This is a genomic window from Bradyrhizobium sp. GW821-FHT13H06 (genome assembly GCF_058803975.1).
In genome coordinates this window covers 167,102-183,265 of record NZ_JBXAPN010000011.1, presented here as the reverse complement: position 1 = coordinate 183,265, position 16,164 = coordinate 167,102, and the positions used below count along the sequence as shown (strand labels likewise).

The window sequence follows — 16,164 nt, the reverse complement described above, 5'->3', positions numbered from 1 at the left end:
CCACGACGGCTTGCCACCAGTTCCGGCAGGCTGGATACTGGCGGCAATGCGGCAAGCCCGTGACACAACGGGCTCTGGTCAATGAGGGGAGTTTTCCATGGAGCGCATCTGGCTCAAGCAATATCCGCCCGGCGTGCCCGCCGATATCGAGCCGACACAATATGCATCGCTGGTCGACCTTCTGGAGGAGAGCTTCACCAAGTTCGCCGACCGCAAGGCGTTCATCTGCATGGACAAGTCGATCAGCTATCGCGACCTCGACCAGATGTCGGTCGCGCTCGCCGCTTACTTGCAGGACCGCGGGCTCCAGCGCGGCGCCCGTGTTGCGATCATGATGCCGAACGTACTGCAGTACCCCGTCGCGACCGCCGCCGTGCTGCGCGCCGGATACGCGGTCGTGAACGTCAACCCGCTTTACACCCCGCGCGAGCTCGAGCACCAGCTCAAGGATTCCGGCGCCGAAGCCATCATCGTGCTGGAGAACTTTGCCCACACGGTCGAGCAGGTGATCGCGAAGACGCAAGTGAAGCACGTCATCGTCGCCAGCATGGGCGACCTGCTCGGCTTCAAGGGGATCATCGTCAATCTCGTCGTCCGCCGGGTCAAGAAGATGGTACCGGCCTGGTCGCTGCCGGGAGCGGTGGCCTTCAACGACGCGCTCTCGGCCGGCCGCGGCATGACGTTCAACAAGCCGAAACTCTCGCCGGGCGACGTCGCGTTCCTGCAATATACCGGCGGCACCACCGGTGTCTCCAAGGGCGCGACTCTGCTCCATCGCAACATCGTCGCCAACGTCCTGCAGAACGACGCCTGGCTCCAGCCGGCGCTCGCCGCGCCGCCGCATGTCGACCAGCTCATGATCGTCTGCGCGCTGCCGCTCTATCACATCTTCGCGCTGACGGCCTGCTACCTGCTCGCGGTGCGCGCCGGCGGCTGCAATCTCCTGATCCCCAACCCGCGCGACATTCCCGGCTTCATCAAGGAGCTGGCGAAATACCAGGTCAACAGCTTCCCGGCCGTGAACACGCTCTACAATGGGTTGATGCACCATCCCGACTTCAAGAAGCTCGACTTCTCCAAGCTGAAGATCTCCAACGGCGGCGGCATGGCGGTGCAGCGACCCGTTGCCGACCAGTGGAAGGCGATCACCGGCTGCTTCATCGCCGAAGGCTACGGCCTGTCGGAGACCTCGCCGACGCTGACCTGCAATCCGGCGACCGCGACCGAGTTCTCGGGATCGATCGGCATCCCCGTGCCATCGACTTACATCTCGATCCGCGACGACGACGGCAACGAAGTCCCGCTCGGGCAGCCCGGCGAGATCTGCGCCAAGGGCCCGCAGGTGATGTCGGGCTACTGGAACAGGCCGGAAGACACCGCCAAGGTCATGACGGCGGACGGTTATTTCCGCACCGGCGACATCGGCATCATGGACGAGAAGGGCTACACCAAGATCGTCGACCGCAAGAAGGACATGATCCTGGTCTCCGGCTTCAACGTCTATCCCAACGAGGTCGAGGAAGTGATCGCGAGCCATCCGGGCGTGCTCGAATGCGCCGTGATCGGCATGCCCGATTCCAAATCGGGTGAGGCGGTGAAGGCCTTCGTGGTCAAGAAGGACCCGAACCTCACGGCCGAGGCGATCGTCACGTTCTGTCACGAGCAGCTCACCGGCTACAAGGTGCCCAAGCACATCGAATTCCGCACCGACCTGCCGAAGACCAATGTCGGCAAGATCTTGCGCCGGCAGCTCCGCGACGAGCAAAAGGCCGAGGCGGCGTAAGCCGCGCCTCCGGTTCATGACTGACGTCGACGACATCTCGCCGTCAGGCATTCTCGCCTTCTGGCGCAAGGCCGGCCGCGAGCGCTGGTACGCGCGCGACGAGGCTTTCGACGCAAAGATCAGGCGCCGCTTTCTCGCGCTCTGGCACAAGGCGGCCGCCGGGGAGCTGGCGGGCTGGGAGACGAGCGACGAGGGCGCGCTGGCGCTCGTCATTCTGCTTGATCAGTTTCCGCGCAACATGTTCCGCGGCACGCCTCAAGCCTTTGCCAGCGATGCGCTGGCGCGCGACGTTGCCCGCCGCACCATCCATCGGGGGAGCGATCGCAGGATCGATCCCGCCCTGCTCGAATTCCTCTACATGCCTTTCATGCATTCCGAGCACCTTGCGGACCAGGAGCGCTGCGTCGCGCTGTTCGAGGGCGCCGGGGACGCCGAGAGCCTGAGATACGCCCGGGAGCACGCAGACATCGTCCGCCGCTTCGGCCGCTTTCCTCACCGCAACCGGATCCTCGGCCGCGAGACCTCGCCGGAAGAACAGGCTTTCCTGGACGGTGGCGGCTTTGCCGGCTGATGACGCAGCCGTGAAGGCCGGTCGGTCTTGCTGCTTCCCCGGCCGGCAATATTGTGCAGTCCCGCCGCACGGTCTAAAACGCGGGACCGATTTCCAGGGAGACTGATGATGGCGATCCAGATTGGCGACAAGCTACCCGAGGCGAAATTCCGCGTGATGACGGCGGAAGGCCCGCAGGTGAAGACCACCGACGACATCTTCAAGGGCAAGAAGGTGGCGCTGTTCGCGGTGCCCGGCGCCTATACCGGCACCTGCCACAAGATGCATCTGCCGAGCATCTTCCTCAACGCCTATGCCATCAAGGACAAGGGCGTCGACACCATCGCCATCGTCTCCGTCAACGACGCCTTCGTCATGAACGCCTGGAAGCGCGACACCGACCAGCGCGACGAGGCCGTCTTCCTCGCCGATGGCAATGCCGACTTCACCAAGGCGATCGGCATGGAGCTCGACGCCTCCGCCAACGGCCTCGGCATCCGCTCCAAGCGCTATTCGATGCTGGTCGAGGACGGCGTGGTCAAGAAGCTGAACCTCGAGGCGATGCCCGGCAAGGTCGAGATCTCCGGCGGCGATACGCTGCTCGGGCAGCTCTGAGCCGCGACGAGAGTGCCGTAGGGTGGGCAAAGGCGCGTCAGCGCCGTGCCCACCCATCTTTCCCCGATTGATAAGAAGCCGTGGGCACGCTTCGCTTTGCCCACCCTACGAAACCCGACGATGACGGAGAGACCGAGGGCTCTGCCGCCGCCGACAGCCCGCCTACTCCCGCACCCGCTGCTGCAACCGCGCCATCGCGATGCCGTCGCGCGCGAGCTGATCGGCGCGCTCGTTCTCCGGGTGCCCGGCGTGGCCCTTGACCCAATGCCAGCGGACCTCGTGCTGCTTCAGCGCGGCATCCAGGCGCTGCCACAGCTCCACATTCTTCACCGGCTTCTTGTCGGCGGTGCGCCAGCCGTTGCGCTTCCAGCCGAAGATCCAGCCCGTGATGCCCTGCCGGACATACTGACTGTCGGTGTAGAGATCGACCGTGCACGGCTTCTTCAGCGCCTCGAGCGCGGAGATCGCCGCCATCAGCTCCATCTGGTTGTTGGTGGTATGTCGCTCACCGCCGTTCAGCTCCTTTTCCTTGTCGCCGAACTTCAGGATCGCGCCCCAGCCGCCCGGCCCGGGATTTCCCGAGCAGGCGCCGTCGGTATAGATCGTGACATTGGGGAGCTCGCTCACGCCACCAGCCCCGACGGCATCAGCCCATAGTCGCGCACGCTCGTCACGCTCTGGTGGAAGCGCAGCTTGCGGAAATATTCCAAGGGATCCTTCGGCCTGACCAGCGCGCCCGGCGGCACGTTGAGCCAGTCGACCAGCCGCGTGAGCAGGAAGCGGATCGCAGCGCCGCGCGCCAGCAGCGGCAGCGCCGCCTCTTCCGTCTCGGAGAGCTTTCGCACCCGGCCATAGGCGTTGAGAAAAGCGCGCGCCTTGGTGACGTTGAAGGAGTGATCCGGCTCGAAGCACCAAGCGTTGAGGCAGATCGCGACGTCATAGGCCAGCATGTCGTTGCAGGCGAACGTGAAGTCGATGATACCCGAGAGCTTGTCGCCGAGGAAGAAGACGTTGTCGTTGAAGAGGTCGGCGTGGATCACGCCCTCCGGCAGATTGGTCGGCCAGACGCCGCTCGAGAGATAATCGAGCTCGGCGGCAAGAAAATCGCGCAAGCCCGGCTGCACCTCATCGGCGCGGCTTGAAGCCGCCTCGAACAGCGGCCGCCAGCCGGAAACCGAGAGCGCATTGGTGCGCTTGATCGCAAAGTTCGCGCCCGCCAGATGCAGTTTCGCCAGCCCGTCGCCGACCCCGGCGCAATGCGTCGCGTTCGGCTTGCGCGGCCAGACGCCTTCGAGAAAGGTGATGATCGCCGCGGGCCGGCCCGCCAGCTCGCGCAGCGCCTCGCCATCTTTCGCCTTCACAGGCAGCGGACAATTGACTCCGTGCTCGGCCAGATGCGTCATCAGCGCGAGGAAGAACGGCAGATCGTTCTTCGCCACGCGCTTCTCGTAGAGCGTGAGAATGAACGAGCCCTTGCTGGTGTGCAGCAGGAAGTTGGAATTCTCGACACCCTCGGCGATGCCCTTGTAGGAGAGCAATTCGCCGAGATCGTATTGTTTCAGGAAATCCGCAAGCTCGTCGGCGGCGACGTCGGTGTAGACCGCCATAAAGGTCTACTCGGCGGCAGCTTCGGGGCGCACCGAGCGCGGCAGCGGGAAGAACTCGTTCTCCTCCGCGGCCGAGACCGTCTCCACATGCAGCGTGTAGCGCTCGGCGAAGGCGTCCATGATCTCCTCGACGATCACTTCAGGCGCGGAGGCGCCCGCCGTGATGCCGAGACTGGCGATGTTGCCGAACCTGGTCCAGTCGATGTCGGTGGCGCGCTGCGCCAGCACCGCGATCTTGCAGCCCTCGCGCTCGGCGACCTCGCGCAGGCGCTGCGAGTTCGACGAATTCGGCGCGCCGACCACGATCAGGGCGTCCACCACCGGCGCCACCTTCTTCACCGCGAGCTGGCGGTTGGTGGTGGCGTAGCAGATGTCTTCCTTGTGCGGGCCGTTGATGTTCGGGAAGCGCTCCTTGAGCAGCGCCACGATCTCCGCGGTGTCGTCGATCGACAGCGTGGTCTGGGTCACGAAGGCGAGGTTGTTGGGGTCCTTCGGCGTGATCGTCTTGGCGTCCTCGGCGGTCTCGATCAGGGTCACGGCACCGGGCGGAAGCTGGCCGAGCGTGCCGACCACCTCGGGATGGTGGGAGTGGCCGATCAGGAAGATCTCGCGGCCGCGCTTGAAATGGATTGCGGCCTCGCGGTGGACCTTGGTCACCAGCGGGCAGGTCGCATCCAGCGAGAACAGATTGCGGGACTGGGCGTCGGCCGGAACCGACTTCGGCACGCCGTGCGCCGAGAACACCACCGGAGCGGTGGTGTTCTCCGGGATTTCAGCGAGCTCCTCGACGAAGATGGCGCCCTTCTTCTTCAACCCATCGACGACGTACTTATTGTGCACAATCTCGTGGCGAACATACACCGGGGCGCCGTACTTATCGAGCGCCCGTTCCACGGTGTCGATCGCCCGGACCACGCCGGCACAGAAGCCGCGGGGAGAACAAAGCACGATCTTGAGGTCTGGTTTGGCTGACATTGAGCGATCTCGGGACCGAATCGCCCGTTTCGCCTTCTGGCGGGGGCGGTCGATGGATTGAATAGGGGCTTAAAACGGTCGGCTTGAACCCTACAGCGGTTCAAAGGGAATTGGGCCCCCTTTCGGGCGGTGTCAAGGCACTATCTATAGCAGAACCATTGCGTGGCTGCCCCCACCCGGCTTATATAGCGCGAATTCCCTGTCATCGCTGATGACCACCGGTTTCGCCTCCAGAGGGGTGGGCGAAGCACAAAGGAGATTTGCCATGAGCAACGCACCTCTGATGCCCAAGGCGACCGCCGTCTGGCTGCTCGACAATACCGCGCTGACCTTCGACCAGGTCGCCGATTTCACCAAGATGCATCCCCTCGAGGTCCGCGCGATCGCGGACGGCGACGCCGCCCAGGGCATCAAGGGCATGGATCCGCTCTCCAACGGCCAGCTGACCCGCGAGGAGATCGAGAAGGGCGAGAAGAACCCGGATTACCGGCTCCGCCTCCAGGAGAGCAAAGTGGTGCTGCCGCCCCAGCCCAAGCGCAAGGGACCGCGCTACACCCCTGTCTCGCGCCGCCACGAACGTCCGAGCGCCATCCTCTGGCTGCTGCGCAACCATGCGGAACTCAAGGACGCCCAGATCATGCGCCTGGTCGGCACCACCAAGAGCACGATCGCGAGCGTGCGCGACCGTACCCACTGGAACACGTCGGCGCTGACCCCGATCGACCCCGTCACCCTCGGCCTGTGCTCGCAGATCGAGCTCGATTTCGAGGTGCAGCGCGCTGCCAAGGAAAAGCCGATCGATGCAACCTATGGCGGCGCGACCCTGCTGCCGGCCTCCGAGACCACCCGCAAGGACGAGTACGAGCCCGCGGAAAAGTCCAGCGACGACCTCAATGTCGATGCCGTGTTCGCCAAGCTGAAGACGCTCGGCGGCAAGAAGCACGAAGACGAGGAGGAGTGAGGCGCTCCGGGTAATTCGACGATCGATCGCAAAAAACGCGGCAGGGGAACCTGCCGCGTTTTTGGCTTTATAAGATCCGCGGGCGTCGAGACGACGCCGCAACCGCCTCAGAACTTGTACGTCACGCCCGCGCCGACCAGCCACGGATCGATATGCGCGGTACCGGTGACCGGGATCGCGCCGTTGACCATGGCCGAGTAGTTTGGCCGCAGCCACAGCTTCTTCACATCAACGTTGAGACCCCAATGCTTGTCGAGCATGTAGTCGAAGCCGAATTGCACGGCACCGCCCCATTGATTGCTGACATGCAGGTTGGTCACGGCGAGGCCGTTGAACGGAACGTTGGACGCCGAGTTGTTGAAGAACACCGTGTAGTTCACGCCGGCGCCGATATAGGGCTTGAACGCGCCGAAATTAGTGAAGTGGTACTGCAGCGTCAACGTCGGCGGCAGCAGCGTGGTCTTGCCGATATCGAGCCCCTGGAGCGTGCCAGATCCGGTGAGGTGATGCCGCGTGACGCCGAGAATCAATTCGGCCGCGATGTTCGGCGTGAAGAAATAGGAGATGTCGAGCTCGGGAACAACCTGGTCGCTGATGTGAAGGCCCGAATTCGGCGACGACAGCGCAGGCACACCCGCAACATTGACCGAGCTGCCACCGCCGTCCGGCAACACGCCGAGGACGCGCAGACGGATCATCCAGGGATTCCACGCCTCCACCGCCGGCGGTGCCTTGGTATAGACCGGCAGATCCGCAGCCTGCGCCGATGCAAGCGCCCCGCCGAACGCGGCGGCAAGCACCGCCAGCCGTGCGGCATTCCGAATTGTCCTTCGCATTGAATTCCCCTTGAGTGCCATGCGCGCCCCGTTGCGCGATCACACGTGTCAGAGCAGAAAGGGGGTGCCTTCGGATTTGACCTGCATCAAATCTGGACTGATGCGTCGCAATTGAGCGACGACGTTGCACATCTGCCACGGCAGACGACATTGCGAGCGACTTGCGGGGTAACTCAGTACTTGGGCGCGCGGCGATGGTACTGAGCACCGCGAGGCGCGTCAGTTCAACACGTCGAACGTGATCACGGCCGCTCGGGATGGTTCAGCATGTACTCGCCGAGGTCGCGCTGGCGGCGGTCGGCGCGGGCAATGGCGGCATTGCGCTGGACGTCGCGGTCCTTGCGGCAGGCCGCGTATTCCGGCGAGCCCTGCGCATAGCCCCGGCTCTGGCAGACCGCGTCATCGTCGTCGCCGCCCATCGCCACCGGCGTCTGGTAGCGCGCGGAGCAGGCGGAGAGAGCGATGGCGAGAGCTAAGGCGATCAGCAGGCGCGGCGCGGCGGAAAGCGGCATCAGGGGTCCCTTGTTGGCCGGCACTGTTTAGCGCGGAATGCGGAGAATGTAAGTCCCTGGACGCCGCTCCCGCCCGGTGTCATTCCCCGCGAAAGCGGGGAATCCAGTACGCTGCGGCCTCTCGGCTCTAACCTCACCGTCTCTGGAATACTGTCATCGCCCGCCTTCGCGGGCGATGACAGTAGCAATTGTTGGGGCGGCGTCACGCCTCGCGGGCAAATGGCGTTAGCATCACACCCTCCCCTTCAGCGCCTCCCCGATCTCCTCGAGTGCCTTGGGATCCTCGATGGTCGCCGGCATGGTCCAGGATTCGCCGTCGGCGATTTTCTTGATGGTACCGCGCAGGATCTTTCCGGAACGCGTCTTGGGCAGGCGGCCGACGGTGATGGCGAGCTTGAAGGCGGCAACCGGGCCAAGCTTGTCACGCACCAATGCGATGATCTCCTTCTCGATCTCGGCCGGCGGGCGCTTCACGCCCGCTTTCAGCACCAGGAAGCCGCAGGGCACCTCGCCCTTGATCGCGTCCCTGACGCCGAGCACGGCGCATTCGGCGACGTCGGGATGCGAGGCCAAAATCTCCTCCATGCCGCCGGTGGAGAGCCGATGGCCGGCGACGTTGATGATGTCGTCGGTGCGGCCCATGACGAAGACATAGCCGTCCTCGTCCTTGTAGCCGGCATCAGAGGTTTTGTAATAGCCGGGGAATTCGCTGAGGTAGGCCTCCTTGAAGCGCTCGTCCTGATTCCACAGCGTCGGCAGACAGCCCGGCGGCATCGGCAGCTTGATGACGATCGAGCCCATGGTGTTGGGGCCGACCGGCTTTGCCGCTTCATCGACGACATCGACCTGGTAGCCCGGCATCGGCACCGTCGGCGAGCCGTGCTTCACGGGCAGCATGCCGAGCCCGACCGGATTGCCGGCGATGCACCAGCCTGTCTCGGTCTGCCACCAATGGTCGATCACCGGCACCTTCAGCTGCTGCTCCGCCCACTCCACCGTCGGCGGATCGGCGCGCTCGCCGGCAAGGAACAGCGTGCGGAATTTGGAGAGGTCGTACTGCCGGATGAATTTTCCCTCCGGATCCTCCTTGCGGATCGCACGGAATGCCGTCGGAGCGGTGAAGAAGGCCACTGCCTTGTGCTCGGAGATCACGCGCCAGAACGCGCCGGCATCGGGCGTGCCGACGGGCTTGCCCTCGTACATGATCGTGGTCGCGCCATGAAACAGCGGGCCGTAGACGATATAGCTGTGGCCGACCACCCAGCCGATGTCGGAGCCGCACCACCAGACCTCGCCCGGCTTGACGCCATAGAGGTTGAACATCGACCATTTCACCGCGACGAGATGCCCGCCATTGTCGCGCACGACGCCCTTCGGCACGCCGGTCGTGCCCGAGGTGTAGAGGATGTAGAGCGGATCGGTCGCGGCGACGGGCACGCAGGGCGCCTTCTTGCCGTCGTTCAGCGCCTTGCGGCGCAGGCTGGCCCAGTCGTAGTCGCGGCTCGGCGTCATCTCGCAGGTGAGCTGCGGACGCTGCAGCACGATACAGGCTTTCGGCCTGCTGCCGGCGAGCCTGATCGCCTCGTCGAGCAGGGGCTTGTAATGCACGATACGGCCGGGCTCGATACCGCAGCTTGCGGACAGGATCAGCTTCGGCTGCGCGTCGTCGATGCGGGTGGCGAGCTCTTTCGCCGCAAAGCCCCCGAACACGACCGAGTGCACCGCGCCGATGCGCGCGCAGGCCAGCATCGCGACCACCGCTTCCGGCACCATCGGCATGTAGAGGATGACGCGGTCGCCCTTGGCGACCCCGAAGTCCTGCATGACGGCGGCGAGCGCCTGGACCTCGTTCAGCAGTTCGGCATAGGTGAATTTGGTGACCGAATTGGTCAGCGGCGAATCATGGATCAGCGCGACCTGGTCGGCGCGGCCGCGTTCGACATGGCGGTCGAGCGCGTTGTAGCAGCTGTTGACGACGCCGCCGGCGAACCAGCGGCCGTAGGTTCCCTGCGAGGGATCGAAGATCCTGGTCGGAGGCTCGATCCAGTCGATCTCCTTCGCCGCCTCGGCCCAGAAGCCTGCGGGATCGGCCAGCGAGCGCGCATGGACCTCATGATAGCGACTTTTGCCGTCGGCGTTTCCCTGGACGTTCATTCCCGCGCTCCCGTGCCTTTATTCGCCTGCCCTTGACCCTTGTGGCAGGACAGGCGCCCCGCCATGACCAGGATCAATTGCCGGCCTTGTTGTGGGCTTATTTTCGCGGGAACGGGCCGCGGTTCAAGCTCAAAAGGATGGGGCTTTCGGGGAAGACACAGCTACCGCCGCGCGGGCGGTGCGCCCCCTCGCCCCGCTTGCGGGGGGGCGGGGGTCTCCGGAAGGACGGTGGCGGTTCGACTCGAGGAGAGACGACGAGTTCGGAACGTTTGTCAGCTCTCCATCGCGTTCAGCTTCTGCAACCGCTGCTTCATGGTCTTCTTCAGATCATAGTCGGGGCGGCCGAAGCTGGCGTTGCGCGTGGCGAGGAAATCGCGCTGCGTCTTGCGCAATTCGCCGGCCGAGCGCTTGTTCGCCAGTTTCAGCACGCGCTCGTAGGCCTCGGCGATCTGGCGGTCGATCACGCCGAGCTGCGGATCGGCACAAATCACCTTCTCCACCTCGCGCTTCGCCGTCGCGCAATCGAACGACGGGCCGTTGCCGGAAGCCGCATTCAGCGGACGCAGCGGCTCGGCACCGAACTTCGCGATCTCGGCGATCATGGCGCGGCGGCCGTTGGCTGCATTCTCGTTGCCCGGATCGAGCTTCAGCGCCGTCTCGTAGTCCGCCAGCGCCTTCTTGCGCTCGCCCATCTTCTTGTAGAGCACGGCGCGGTTGTTGTAGGTCTTCGCAAAATTCGGATCCAGCTCGAGCGCGGCGTCATAGTCGCTCAGCGCGGCCCCGAGCTCGCCCTTGAACTGGTAAGAATCGCCGCGGTTGGTCAGGAAGTTGGCGCGCCGCTCACGCCGGATCGCTTCGTCGTAATCGGCGATGGCCTTGTCGTACTCGCCCATCGCGGCATAGGCGAGGCCGCGATTGTCGTAATATTCCGGCTGTTTCGGGTCGAGCCTGATGGCCTCGGTGTTGTCGGCGACCGATTTGTCGTTCTGGCCGAGCTTCTTCCAGGCCGCGCCGCGGTTGGTGTAGGTGCGAGGCCGGTTGGGGTCGAGCCGCAGCGCCTCGTCGAAATTCCCGATCGCCTTCTCGTTGTCTCCGCCGAGATAATAGGCCACGCCGCGGTCGGACCAGGCCTGCGCATCGTCCGGCTTCAGCTTGATCGCCTGGTCGTAATCGGCGAGCGCGCGGTCGAGCCGGCGCTGATTGGTGTAGACCACGCCGCGCGACTCGTAAGCCTCCGCATCCTTCGGATCGAGCTCGATCGCCCTGGTCAAATTCGCCGCAGCGCGGCTGAGATCGCCGCCGGCCTCGCGCAGGAGGTCGCCGCGCAGGCGCCAGGCCTTTGCGTTCCTGCCGTCGAGCGCGATGGCGCGGTCCAGATCTCGCAGCGCCTGCGATTGCCCTCCAAGGGTTCGCGCATTGGCTTCGGCGCGGACAACGAGGGCCGCGCTGCGATCGGAGGCTGGATTTGCAGTCTTGTCGATGATGGCGCTGCACGCCGGAATCAACTCTGCCGGGGCAGCCTTGCTGCCCAGCACGCACTCGGTGCTCGCCACGGCTGGGGAAGCGAGAACAAGGCTGATCGCCGCGCTGAGGAAAAAGGCGCGAAGCGAGATTTTGGCAGGCGAAAGCGCTTGCGCGGAGGCTTGAGTGCCGCACATGACATTGGGCTCCGTGACGTCGGGTTCTCACCGTTGTCGCGGCTGGCAAGGGATGGGTTCAAATCGGGTCCGTCCGCGCCGTCATGGCCGGGCTTGTCCCTGCCATCGACGGCTTACCCGCGGCACACAGACCGTGGAGGCCCACGCCTTCAGCGGCCCCGCAGGCGGGACAAGCCCGCGCATGACGGCTCCTCGTGAGCCGAAGGCCCGTCAATATCCGTCGACCCCGTTCAGCCGTTGCAGGCGCTCTTGCATCGCCTTCTTGAGATCATAGCCCGGCCGGCCGAAACCGGCATTTCGGCGCGCGATGAATTCATCCTGCTCGCGTTGGAACGCTTTCGCTTCATCCGCATTGCGTGCCTCGCGAACCACGCGGGCGTTCGATGCAAAAATCTCCCGGTCGAGATCGGCGAGCTCGCGATTGCCGCAGATCGCCCTTTCCACCGCGCGGCGCGCTCGCGCGCAATTGAAGCTGGGCTTGCCGGCGACCGCCATCTGCGCGCCGATCCGCTCGAGCTCGCGCGCCATCGCCTTGTGATTGGCCTTGGCCTTCGCGTGGTTCGGATCGATCTTGAGTGCTGCGCCGAAATCCTGCACCGCCCTGGGCTTGTCGCCCTTCTTCAGCCAGAGCTCGCCGCGCGCGTTGAAGATGTCGGCGAGGGTCGGATCGAGCAAGAGAGCGCGGCTGTCGTCGGCAATCGCACGGTCGACCTGGTCGTGCCGCGCCAGCAGTGCGCCGCGCGCGATCAGCGCCTTGATCAGATCCTCCTTCGCCGTCTTCTCATTGTCGATCACGGCAGCGCAGGCGGCGGCCGCCTTGTCCACGTCGTCGGCCGCGGTCGCCGCGAGGCAGAGCTCGACATCGACCTGCGTCACCGCAACCGGCTCGCCTCCGGTCGCAGCATCGGCCGGGGCGAGCGAGAGTGCATAGAGCAGCCCGGCGCCGAACAGGTGAATGAGAGAACGCATGTTCGTTGCAACCGGAAAGCCTTGTCTCAGGATCTTGTCTTAAGGTCTTGCCTTGACGCTGCACTATCCATCATACGGCCGGATTGGTGCTAGCTTGTGGCGCCGCTCAGGTCGGTCTCGGGGATCATCGTGTCGACATTCGAATGGATCATTGCGCTTCTGCTCGGCGCTGTTGCCTTATCGGCGCTGGCGCGGCGGATCAAGGTCCCTTACCCGACCTTTCTCGCCATCGGCGGCGCGCTGATCGCCTTCGTGCCGTCCAGTCCGTCCTGGGCGCTGGAGCCGGACCTGGCCTTGGCCCTTTTTGTCGCACCGGTCCTGCTCGATGCCGCCTTCGACACCTCGCTGCGCGATCTACGGAACAACTGGGTTCCGGTCTCGACCCTGGTGGTCGCCGCAGTCGGCCTGACCACGGCCGCCGTGGCCTATATCGCGCACCGGCTGATGCCCGACATGCCCTGGGCCGCCGCGGTCGCGCTCGGCGCGATCGTGGCGCCGCCGGATGCGGCCGCTGCCGTCGCGATCCTGAGCCAGGTGAAGCTGCCCCATCGCATGGTTAAGGTGCTGGAGGGCGAGAGTCTGCTCAACGACGCCAGCGCGCTTCTGATCTATCGCATCGCGGTCGGCGCGGTCGCCACCCAGCATCTGACATGGAGCCAGGTCGCGCCGACCATGGCGCTGGGCTTGGTCGGCAGCGTCATCGCCGGCCTGGTCGCGGCCCGCATCATCCTGCCCATCATGGAGCGCGTGACGGAGGCCCCGAGCGCCATCATCGTGCAGTTCGCCACCACCTTCATGATCTGGATCGCCGCCGAGCATCTCGGTCTCTCCGGCATCCTCACCATCGTGGTCTATGCCATCGCGATCGCGCGCACGGCGCCGGCACGCATGCCGGCGCGGCTGCGGGTGCCGTCCTATGCGGTCTGGGAGACGATGGTGTTCGTGCTCAACGTGCTCGCCTTCATGCTGATCGGCATGCAGATGCGGCCGATCTGGACGCGGCTGGACGCGGACGTGCGCTGGGAATATTGCGTGGCCGCCGGCTGGATCCTGCTCACCGTGGTGCTGGTGCGGCTGTTCTGGGTGACGTTCTACCGCGCCACGTTGCGCGCGCTGGTCGCGCGCGGGATCTACCATCCGAAAGATCCGAAACAGGTCGCCTCGGCGAAGGGCGGACTCATCATCTCCTGGTGCGGCATGCGCGGCCTCGTCACGCTGGCCGCCGCTTTTGCCCTGCCCGAGAACTTTCCCTATCGCGACTTCATCGTCTTCATTGCGTTCGCCGTCGTGCTGGGTTCGCTGGTGATCCAGGGCCTGACGCTGCGGCCGCTGATCCTCGCCTTCAACCTCGAGGACGATGATCCGGTCGGAGTCGAGGTCGCGCGCGGGCGCGCGGTCGCCTATCGCGCGGCGCTCGATGCGATCGAGAGCGATCCGTCGGAGGAAGCGGAAATCCTGCGGCTGGAATATCGCGCCATCCTGATGCAGGCCGAGACCGATCCGAACGGCGGCATCGCCAATGGCGAATTGCCCGCCGATCCCCTGCGCCGCCGCGCCATCGAGGCCGCGCGCAAAGCGATCTTCGACCTCCGCACCACCGAGGTGATCGGCGACGACGCGTTTCATCGGCTGGAGGAAGAGCTCGATCGCGCAGAATTGAGTGCGGGCGGATAGATCGACGGCGACGGTGGGGTTTGAACCAAATTGCCCTTCCTCAGACTCACCCCTCATGACCACTCTGATCGACGACCGTCGTGTACGCGCGCGTGAGGCGTTGCCAGCACGGTTCTTTTATTTCCACATGGCCCTGGCCTGCGCGGCCACCGCCTTTCTCGGCTTCGCACCGACCTATTGGGTGCCGCTCGCCAACCGGACGCTCTCCGCAAGCCCCGTGATTCACTTTCACGGACTGTTGTTCTTCACCTGGTCGCTCTATTTCGTGCTCCAGACCTGGCTCGCGGCCTCGGGCCGTGTGGTCAATCACCGCTCGCTCGGCATCGCCGGCGTATCGCTCGCGACCGCGATGACGATCTTCGGCTTCCTCGCCTCGGTGCACGTGATGCAGCATTCCGCCGCGCTCGGGCAGAAGGAAGCCGGCATCGGCTTCTCGATCGTGCCGATGAGCGGAATCGCGTTCTTCGCCGTGGTGTTCGTGCTGGCGATCATGAACACGCGCAGACCGGAGGTCCACAAGCGCCTCATGCTGCTGGCGGCGGTCTCGATCCTCGATGCCGCGATTGCGCGCTGGTTCCTGACCTTCCTCGCCCCTCCCGGACCGCCCGGCCCGCCGCCGGTGCCCGTGACGATAGCGCCGGCTGTCGTCGCTTCCCTGCTGCTCGTCGTCGCCATGGTGCGCGACTGGCGCACCGAAGGCCGCGTGCATCCGGTCTACATCTACGGCACGCTCGCGCTATTGGCGGTGAAGGTGCTGAACTGGCCGGTCAGCGAGACAGCGGCATGGCATGCCTTCGCCGGCGGCATCCTGGCGCTGGCGCAGTAATCACCGCTGTCGTCCCGAGCATCAATTTCAATCCGTCACCCTGAGGCGGCCGCTTCTTCAGCGGCCCTCGAAGGGCGACGGCCCGGCAGCAACGGGGCCGTCTTCGAGGCTCCCCGCGCGCCGCGTTGCGCCGCGCGGCTCGCACCTCAGGATGACGGAACTGGTTGAAGTAATTTACGCCCCCGCCTTGCAGGTGATCCCGCCGTCGACCACGAGCTCGATTCCCGTCACGTATTTCGACTCGTCCGAGGCCAGGAACAGCGCGGCGTTGGCGACGTCGAAGGCATCGCCCATGTGGCCCATCGGCACCTGCGCATCGCGCGCGCGCCACATCGCTTCCACGTCGCCCCTGGCGTAGCTGGCGGCAAGACCCGCTGAATGCTCGACCATCGGCGTCTTCATCAAGCCCGGCAGGATCGCGTTCACCCGCACATGATGCCGTGCGAACTCGACCGCCGTGGTGCGCGTCATCATGTTCATCGCCGCCTTCGAGGTGCCGTAGGTGACGTAGGAGATGCCCATGTGGCGGATCGAGGCGATCGAGGAGATGTTGATGATCGAGCCGCCGCCCTGCTTCACCATGATGGGGATGACGTGCTTCATGGCGAGATAGGCGCTCTTGAGGTTGACGCTGAAGACGCGGTCCCAGCTTTCCTCGCTCACCTCGACCACGCTGCCCATCTCGGCGATGCCGACATTGTTGTCGAGCACGTCGATGCGGCCATAGGCCTTCAGGCACGCTGCGACCATCGCCTCGATTTCACCTGCGCGCGACACGTCGGCCGTGAACGCCGTCGCCCTGCCGCCTTCCTCGGTGATGATCTTCGCGGTCTCCTCGGCCGCAGCGCCATTGCGATCGACGCAAAACACCTGCGCGCCCTCGCGCGCGAACGTCACCGCGGTTGCCTTGCCGTTGCCCCAGCCGGGGCCAATCGAGCCGGCGCCCACCACCATCGCAACCTTGCCCTTGAGCCTATCCATCATGATCTCCCCTTGCTGTTTTTGTAGCCCGGATGAGCGCAGCGATATCCGGGGCCACCATTC

Annotated in this window: 15 protein-coding genes; 6 read left to right on the top strand and 9 right to left on the bottom strand. The window is 65.0% G+C overall.

Going from position 1 to position 16,164, the window contains the following annotated elements:
* Positions 1 to 97 precede the first annotated feature (97 nt).
* From AC1RQP_RS33845 to AC1RQP_RS33835, 3 genes are all read left to right on the top strand, one after another.
* Positions 98 to 1,783 carry a long-chain fatty acid--CoA ligase gene (locus AC1RQP_RS33845; RefSeq protein WP_239627589.1) on the top strand — a complete coding sequence of 562 codons (1,686 nt, stop codon included), beginning with the start codon at positions 98 to 100 and terminating at the stop codon, positions 1,781 to 1,783.
* A 16-nt stretch (positions 1,784 to 1,799) separates the two neighbouring features.
* Positions 1,800 to 2,354 (top strand): DUF924 family protein, encoded by a 555-nt coding sequence (locus AC1RQP_RS33840; RefSeq protein WP_492941433.1) that lies wholly within the window; start codon positions 1,800 to 1,802, stop codon positions 2,352 to 2,354.
* A 108-nt stretch (positions 2,355 to 2,462) separates the two neighbouring features.
* On the top strand, positions 2,463 to 2,948 hold the full coding sequence (locus AC1RQP_RS33835) for a peroxiredoxin (protein ID WP_492941431.1): 486 nt from the start codon (positions 2,463 to 2,465) through the stop codon (positions 2,946 to 2,948).
* Positions 2,949 to 3,110: 162 nt separating this feature from the next.
* On the opposite strand, the gene rnhA is transcribed toward AC1RQP_RS33835, so the two are convergent.
* From rnhA to ispH, 3 genes are read right to left on the bottom strand one after another with little or no spacing between them, the layout of a single operon-like run.
* Complete coding sequence (gene rnhA, locus AC1RQP_RS33830) at positions 3,111 to 3,575, bottom strand: ribonuclease HI (protein WP_091895107.1); 465 nt, start codon at positions 3,573 to 3,575, stop codon at positions 3,111 to 3,113.
* Positions 3,572 to 4,555, bottom strand: coding sequence for a homoserine kinase (locus AC1RQP_RS33825; RefSeq protein ID WP_492941429.1), 984 nt, complete (start codon positions 4,553 to 4,555; stop codon positions 3,572 to 3,574). Before AC1RQP_RS33825 ends, rnhA begins: the two co-directional genes overlap by 4 nt.
* Before the next feature lie 6 nt (positions 4,556 to 4,561).
* On the bottom strand, positions 4,562 to 5,530 hold the full coding sequence (gene ispH, locus AC1RQP_RS33820; RefSeq protein ID WP_239627595.1) for a 4-hydroxy-3-methylbut-2-enyl diphosphate reductase: 969 nt from the start codon (positions 5,528 to 5,530) through the stop codon (positions 4,562 to 4,564).
* Between the two features lie 265 nt (positions 5,531 to 5,795).
* Here ispH and AC1RQP_RS33815 point away from each other — a divergent pair, with 265 nt between their 5' ends.
* The gene (locus tag AC1RQP_RS33815; protein WP_239627597.1) at positions 5,796 to 6,491 is read left to right on the top strand and encodes a DUF1013 domain-containing protein; all 696 of its coding nucleotides are present in this window, start codon (positions 5,796 to 5,798) and stop codon (positions 6,489 to 6,491) included.
* A gap of 107 nt (positions 6,492 to 6,598) precedes the next feature.
* Here AC1RQP_RS33815 and AC1RQP_RS33810 read toward each other — a convergent pair whose 3' ends face one another.
* The 5 genes from AC1RQP_RS33810 to AC1RQP_RS33790 form a co-directional block, all read right to left on the bottom strand.
* Positions 6,599 to 7,327 carry an OmpW/AlkL family protein gene (locus tag AC1RQP_RS33810; RefSeq protein ID WP_239627599.1) on the bottom strand — a complete coding sequence of 243 codons (729 nt, stop codon included), beginning with the start codon at positions 7,325 to 7,327 and terminating at the stop codon, positions 6,599 to 6,601.
* A gap of 242 nt (positions 7,328 to 7,569) precedes the next feature.
* Positions 7,570 to 7,839, bottom strand: a complete 270-nt coding sequence (locus AC1RQP_RS33805) for a hypothetical protein (protein WP_239627601.1) — start codon at positions 7,837 to 7,839, stop codon at positions 7,570 to 7,572.
* 231 nt (positions 7,840 to 8,070) lie between these two features.
* A complete protein-coding gene (locus tag AC1RQP_RS33800) occupies positions 8,071 to 9,993 on the bottom strand; it encodes a propionyl-CoA synthetase (protein WP_492941426.1) in 1,923 nt (640 codons plus the stop codon).
* A 272-nt stretch (positions 9,994 to 10,265) separates the two neighbouring features.
* Positions 10,266 to 11,651, bottom strand: coding sequence for a tetratricopeptide repeat protein (locus AC1RQP_RS33795; protein WP_492941424.1), 1,386 nt, complete (start codon positions 11,649 to 11,651; stop codon positions 10,266 to 10,268).
* Between the two features lie 210 nt (positions 11,652 to 11,861).
* On the bottom strand, positions 11,862 to 12,620 hold the full coding sequence (locus tag AC1RQP_RS33790; protein WP_239627607.1) for a tetratricopeptide repeat protein: 759 nt from the start codon (positions 12,618 to 12,620) through the stop codon (positions 11,862 to 11,864).
* A gap of 96 nt (positions 12,621 to 12,716) precedes the next feature.
* Between AC1RQP_RS33790 and AC1RQP_RS33785 the strand changes: the two genes are divergently transcribed.
* Both AC1RQP_RS33785 and AC1RQP_RS33780 read left to right on the top strand, forming a co-directional pair.
* Complete coding sequence (locus tag AC1RQP_RS33785) at positions 12,717 to 14,294, top strand: cation:proton antiporter (protein WP_492941422.1); 1,578 nt, start codon at positions 12,717 to 12,719, stop codon at positions 14,292 to 14,294.
* A 55-nt stretch (positions 14,295 to 14,349) separates the two neighbouring features.
* On the top strand, positions 14,350 to 15,120 hold the full coding sequence (locus AC1RQP_RS33780; protein WP_492941420.1) for a hypothetical protein: 771 nt from the start codon (positions 14,350 to 14,352) through the stop codon (positions 15,118 to 15,120).
* A gap of 174 nt (positions 15,121 to 15,294) precedes the next feature.
* On the opposite strand, the gene AC1RQP_RS33775 is transcribed toward AC1RQP_RS33780, so the two are convergent.
* Positions 15,295 to 16,101 (bottom strand): SDR family NAD(P)-dependent oxidoreductase, encoded by an 807-nt coding sequence (locus AC1RQP_RS33775; RefSeq protein ID WP_492941418.1) that lies wholly within the window; start codon positions 16,099 to 16,101, stop codon positions 15,295 to 15,297.
* Positions 16,102 to 16,164 lie beyond the last annotated feature (63 nt).

What these genes read in the sequence shown, in the direction of transcription:
- AC1RQP_RS33775 (WP_492941418.1), bottom strand. Translation starts at nt 16,101, where the DNA reads ATGGATAGGCTCAAGGGCAAGGTTGCGATGGTGGTGGGCGCCGGCTCG.
- AC1RQP_RS33795 (WP_492941424.1), bottom strand. Translation starts at nt 11,651, where the DNA reads ATGTGCGGCACTCAAGCCTCCGCGCAAGCGCTTTCGCCTGCCAAAATC.
- AC1RQP_RS33790 (WP_239627607.1), bottom strand. Translation starts at nt 12,620, where the DNA reads ATGCGTTCTCTCATTCACCTGTTCGGCGCCGGGCTGCTCTATGCACTC.
- AC1RQP_RS33845 (WP_239627589.1), top strand. Translation starts at nt 98, where the DNA reads ATGGAGCGCATCTGGCTCAAGCAATATCCGCCCGGCGTGCCCGCCGAT.
- AC1RQP_RS33840 (WP_492941433.1), top strand. Translation starts at nt 1,800, where the DNA reads ATGACTGACGTCGACGACATCTCGCCGTCAGGCATTCTCGCCTTCTGG.
- AC1RQP_RS33810 (WP_239627599.1), bottom strand. Translation starts at nt 7,327, where the DNA reads ATGCGAAGGACAATTCGGAATGCCGCACGGCTGGCGGTGCTTGCCGCC.
- AC1RQP_RS33815 (WP_239627597.1), top strand. Translation starts at nt 5,796, where the DNA reads ATGAGCAACGCACCTCTGATGCCCAAGGCGACCGCCGTCTGGCTGCTC.
- AC1RQP_RS33800 (WP_492941426.1), bottom strand. Translation starts at nt 9,993, where the DNA reads ATGAACGTCCAGGGAAACGCCGACGGCAAAAGTCGCTATCATGAGGTC.
- AC1RQP_RS33835 (WP_492941431.1), top strand. Translation starts at nt 2,463, where the DNA reads ATGGCGATCCAGATTGGCGACAAGCTACCCGAGGCGAAATTCCGCGTG.
- AC1RQP_RS33825 (WP_492941429.1), bottom strand. Translation starts at nt 4,555, where the DNA reads ATGGCGGTCTACACCGACGTCGCCGCCGACGAGCTTGCGGATTTCCTG.
- ispH (WP_239627595.1), bottom strand. Translation starts at nt 5,530, where the DNA reads ATGTCAGCCAAACCAGACCTCAAGATCGTGCTTTGTTCTCCCCGCGGC.
- AC1RQP_RS33780 (WP_492941420.1), top strand. Translation starts at nt 14,350, where the DNA reads ATGACCACTCTGATCGACGACCGTCGTGTACGCGCGCGTGAGGCGTTG.
- AC1RQP_RS33805 (WP_239627601.1), bottom strand. Translation starts at nt 7,839, where the DNA reads ATGCCGCTTTCCGCCGCGCCGCGCCTGCTGATCGCCTTAGCTCTCGCC.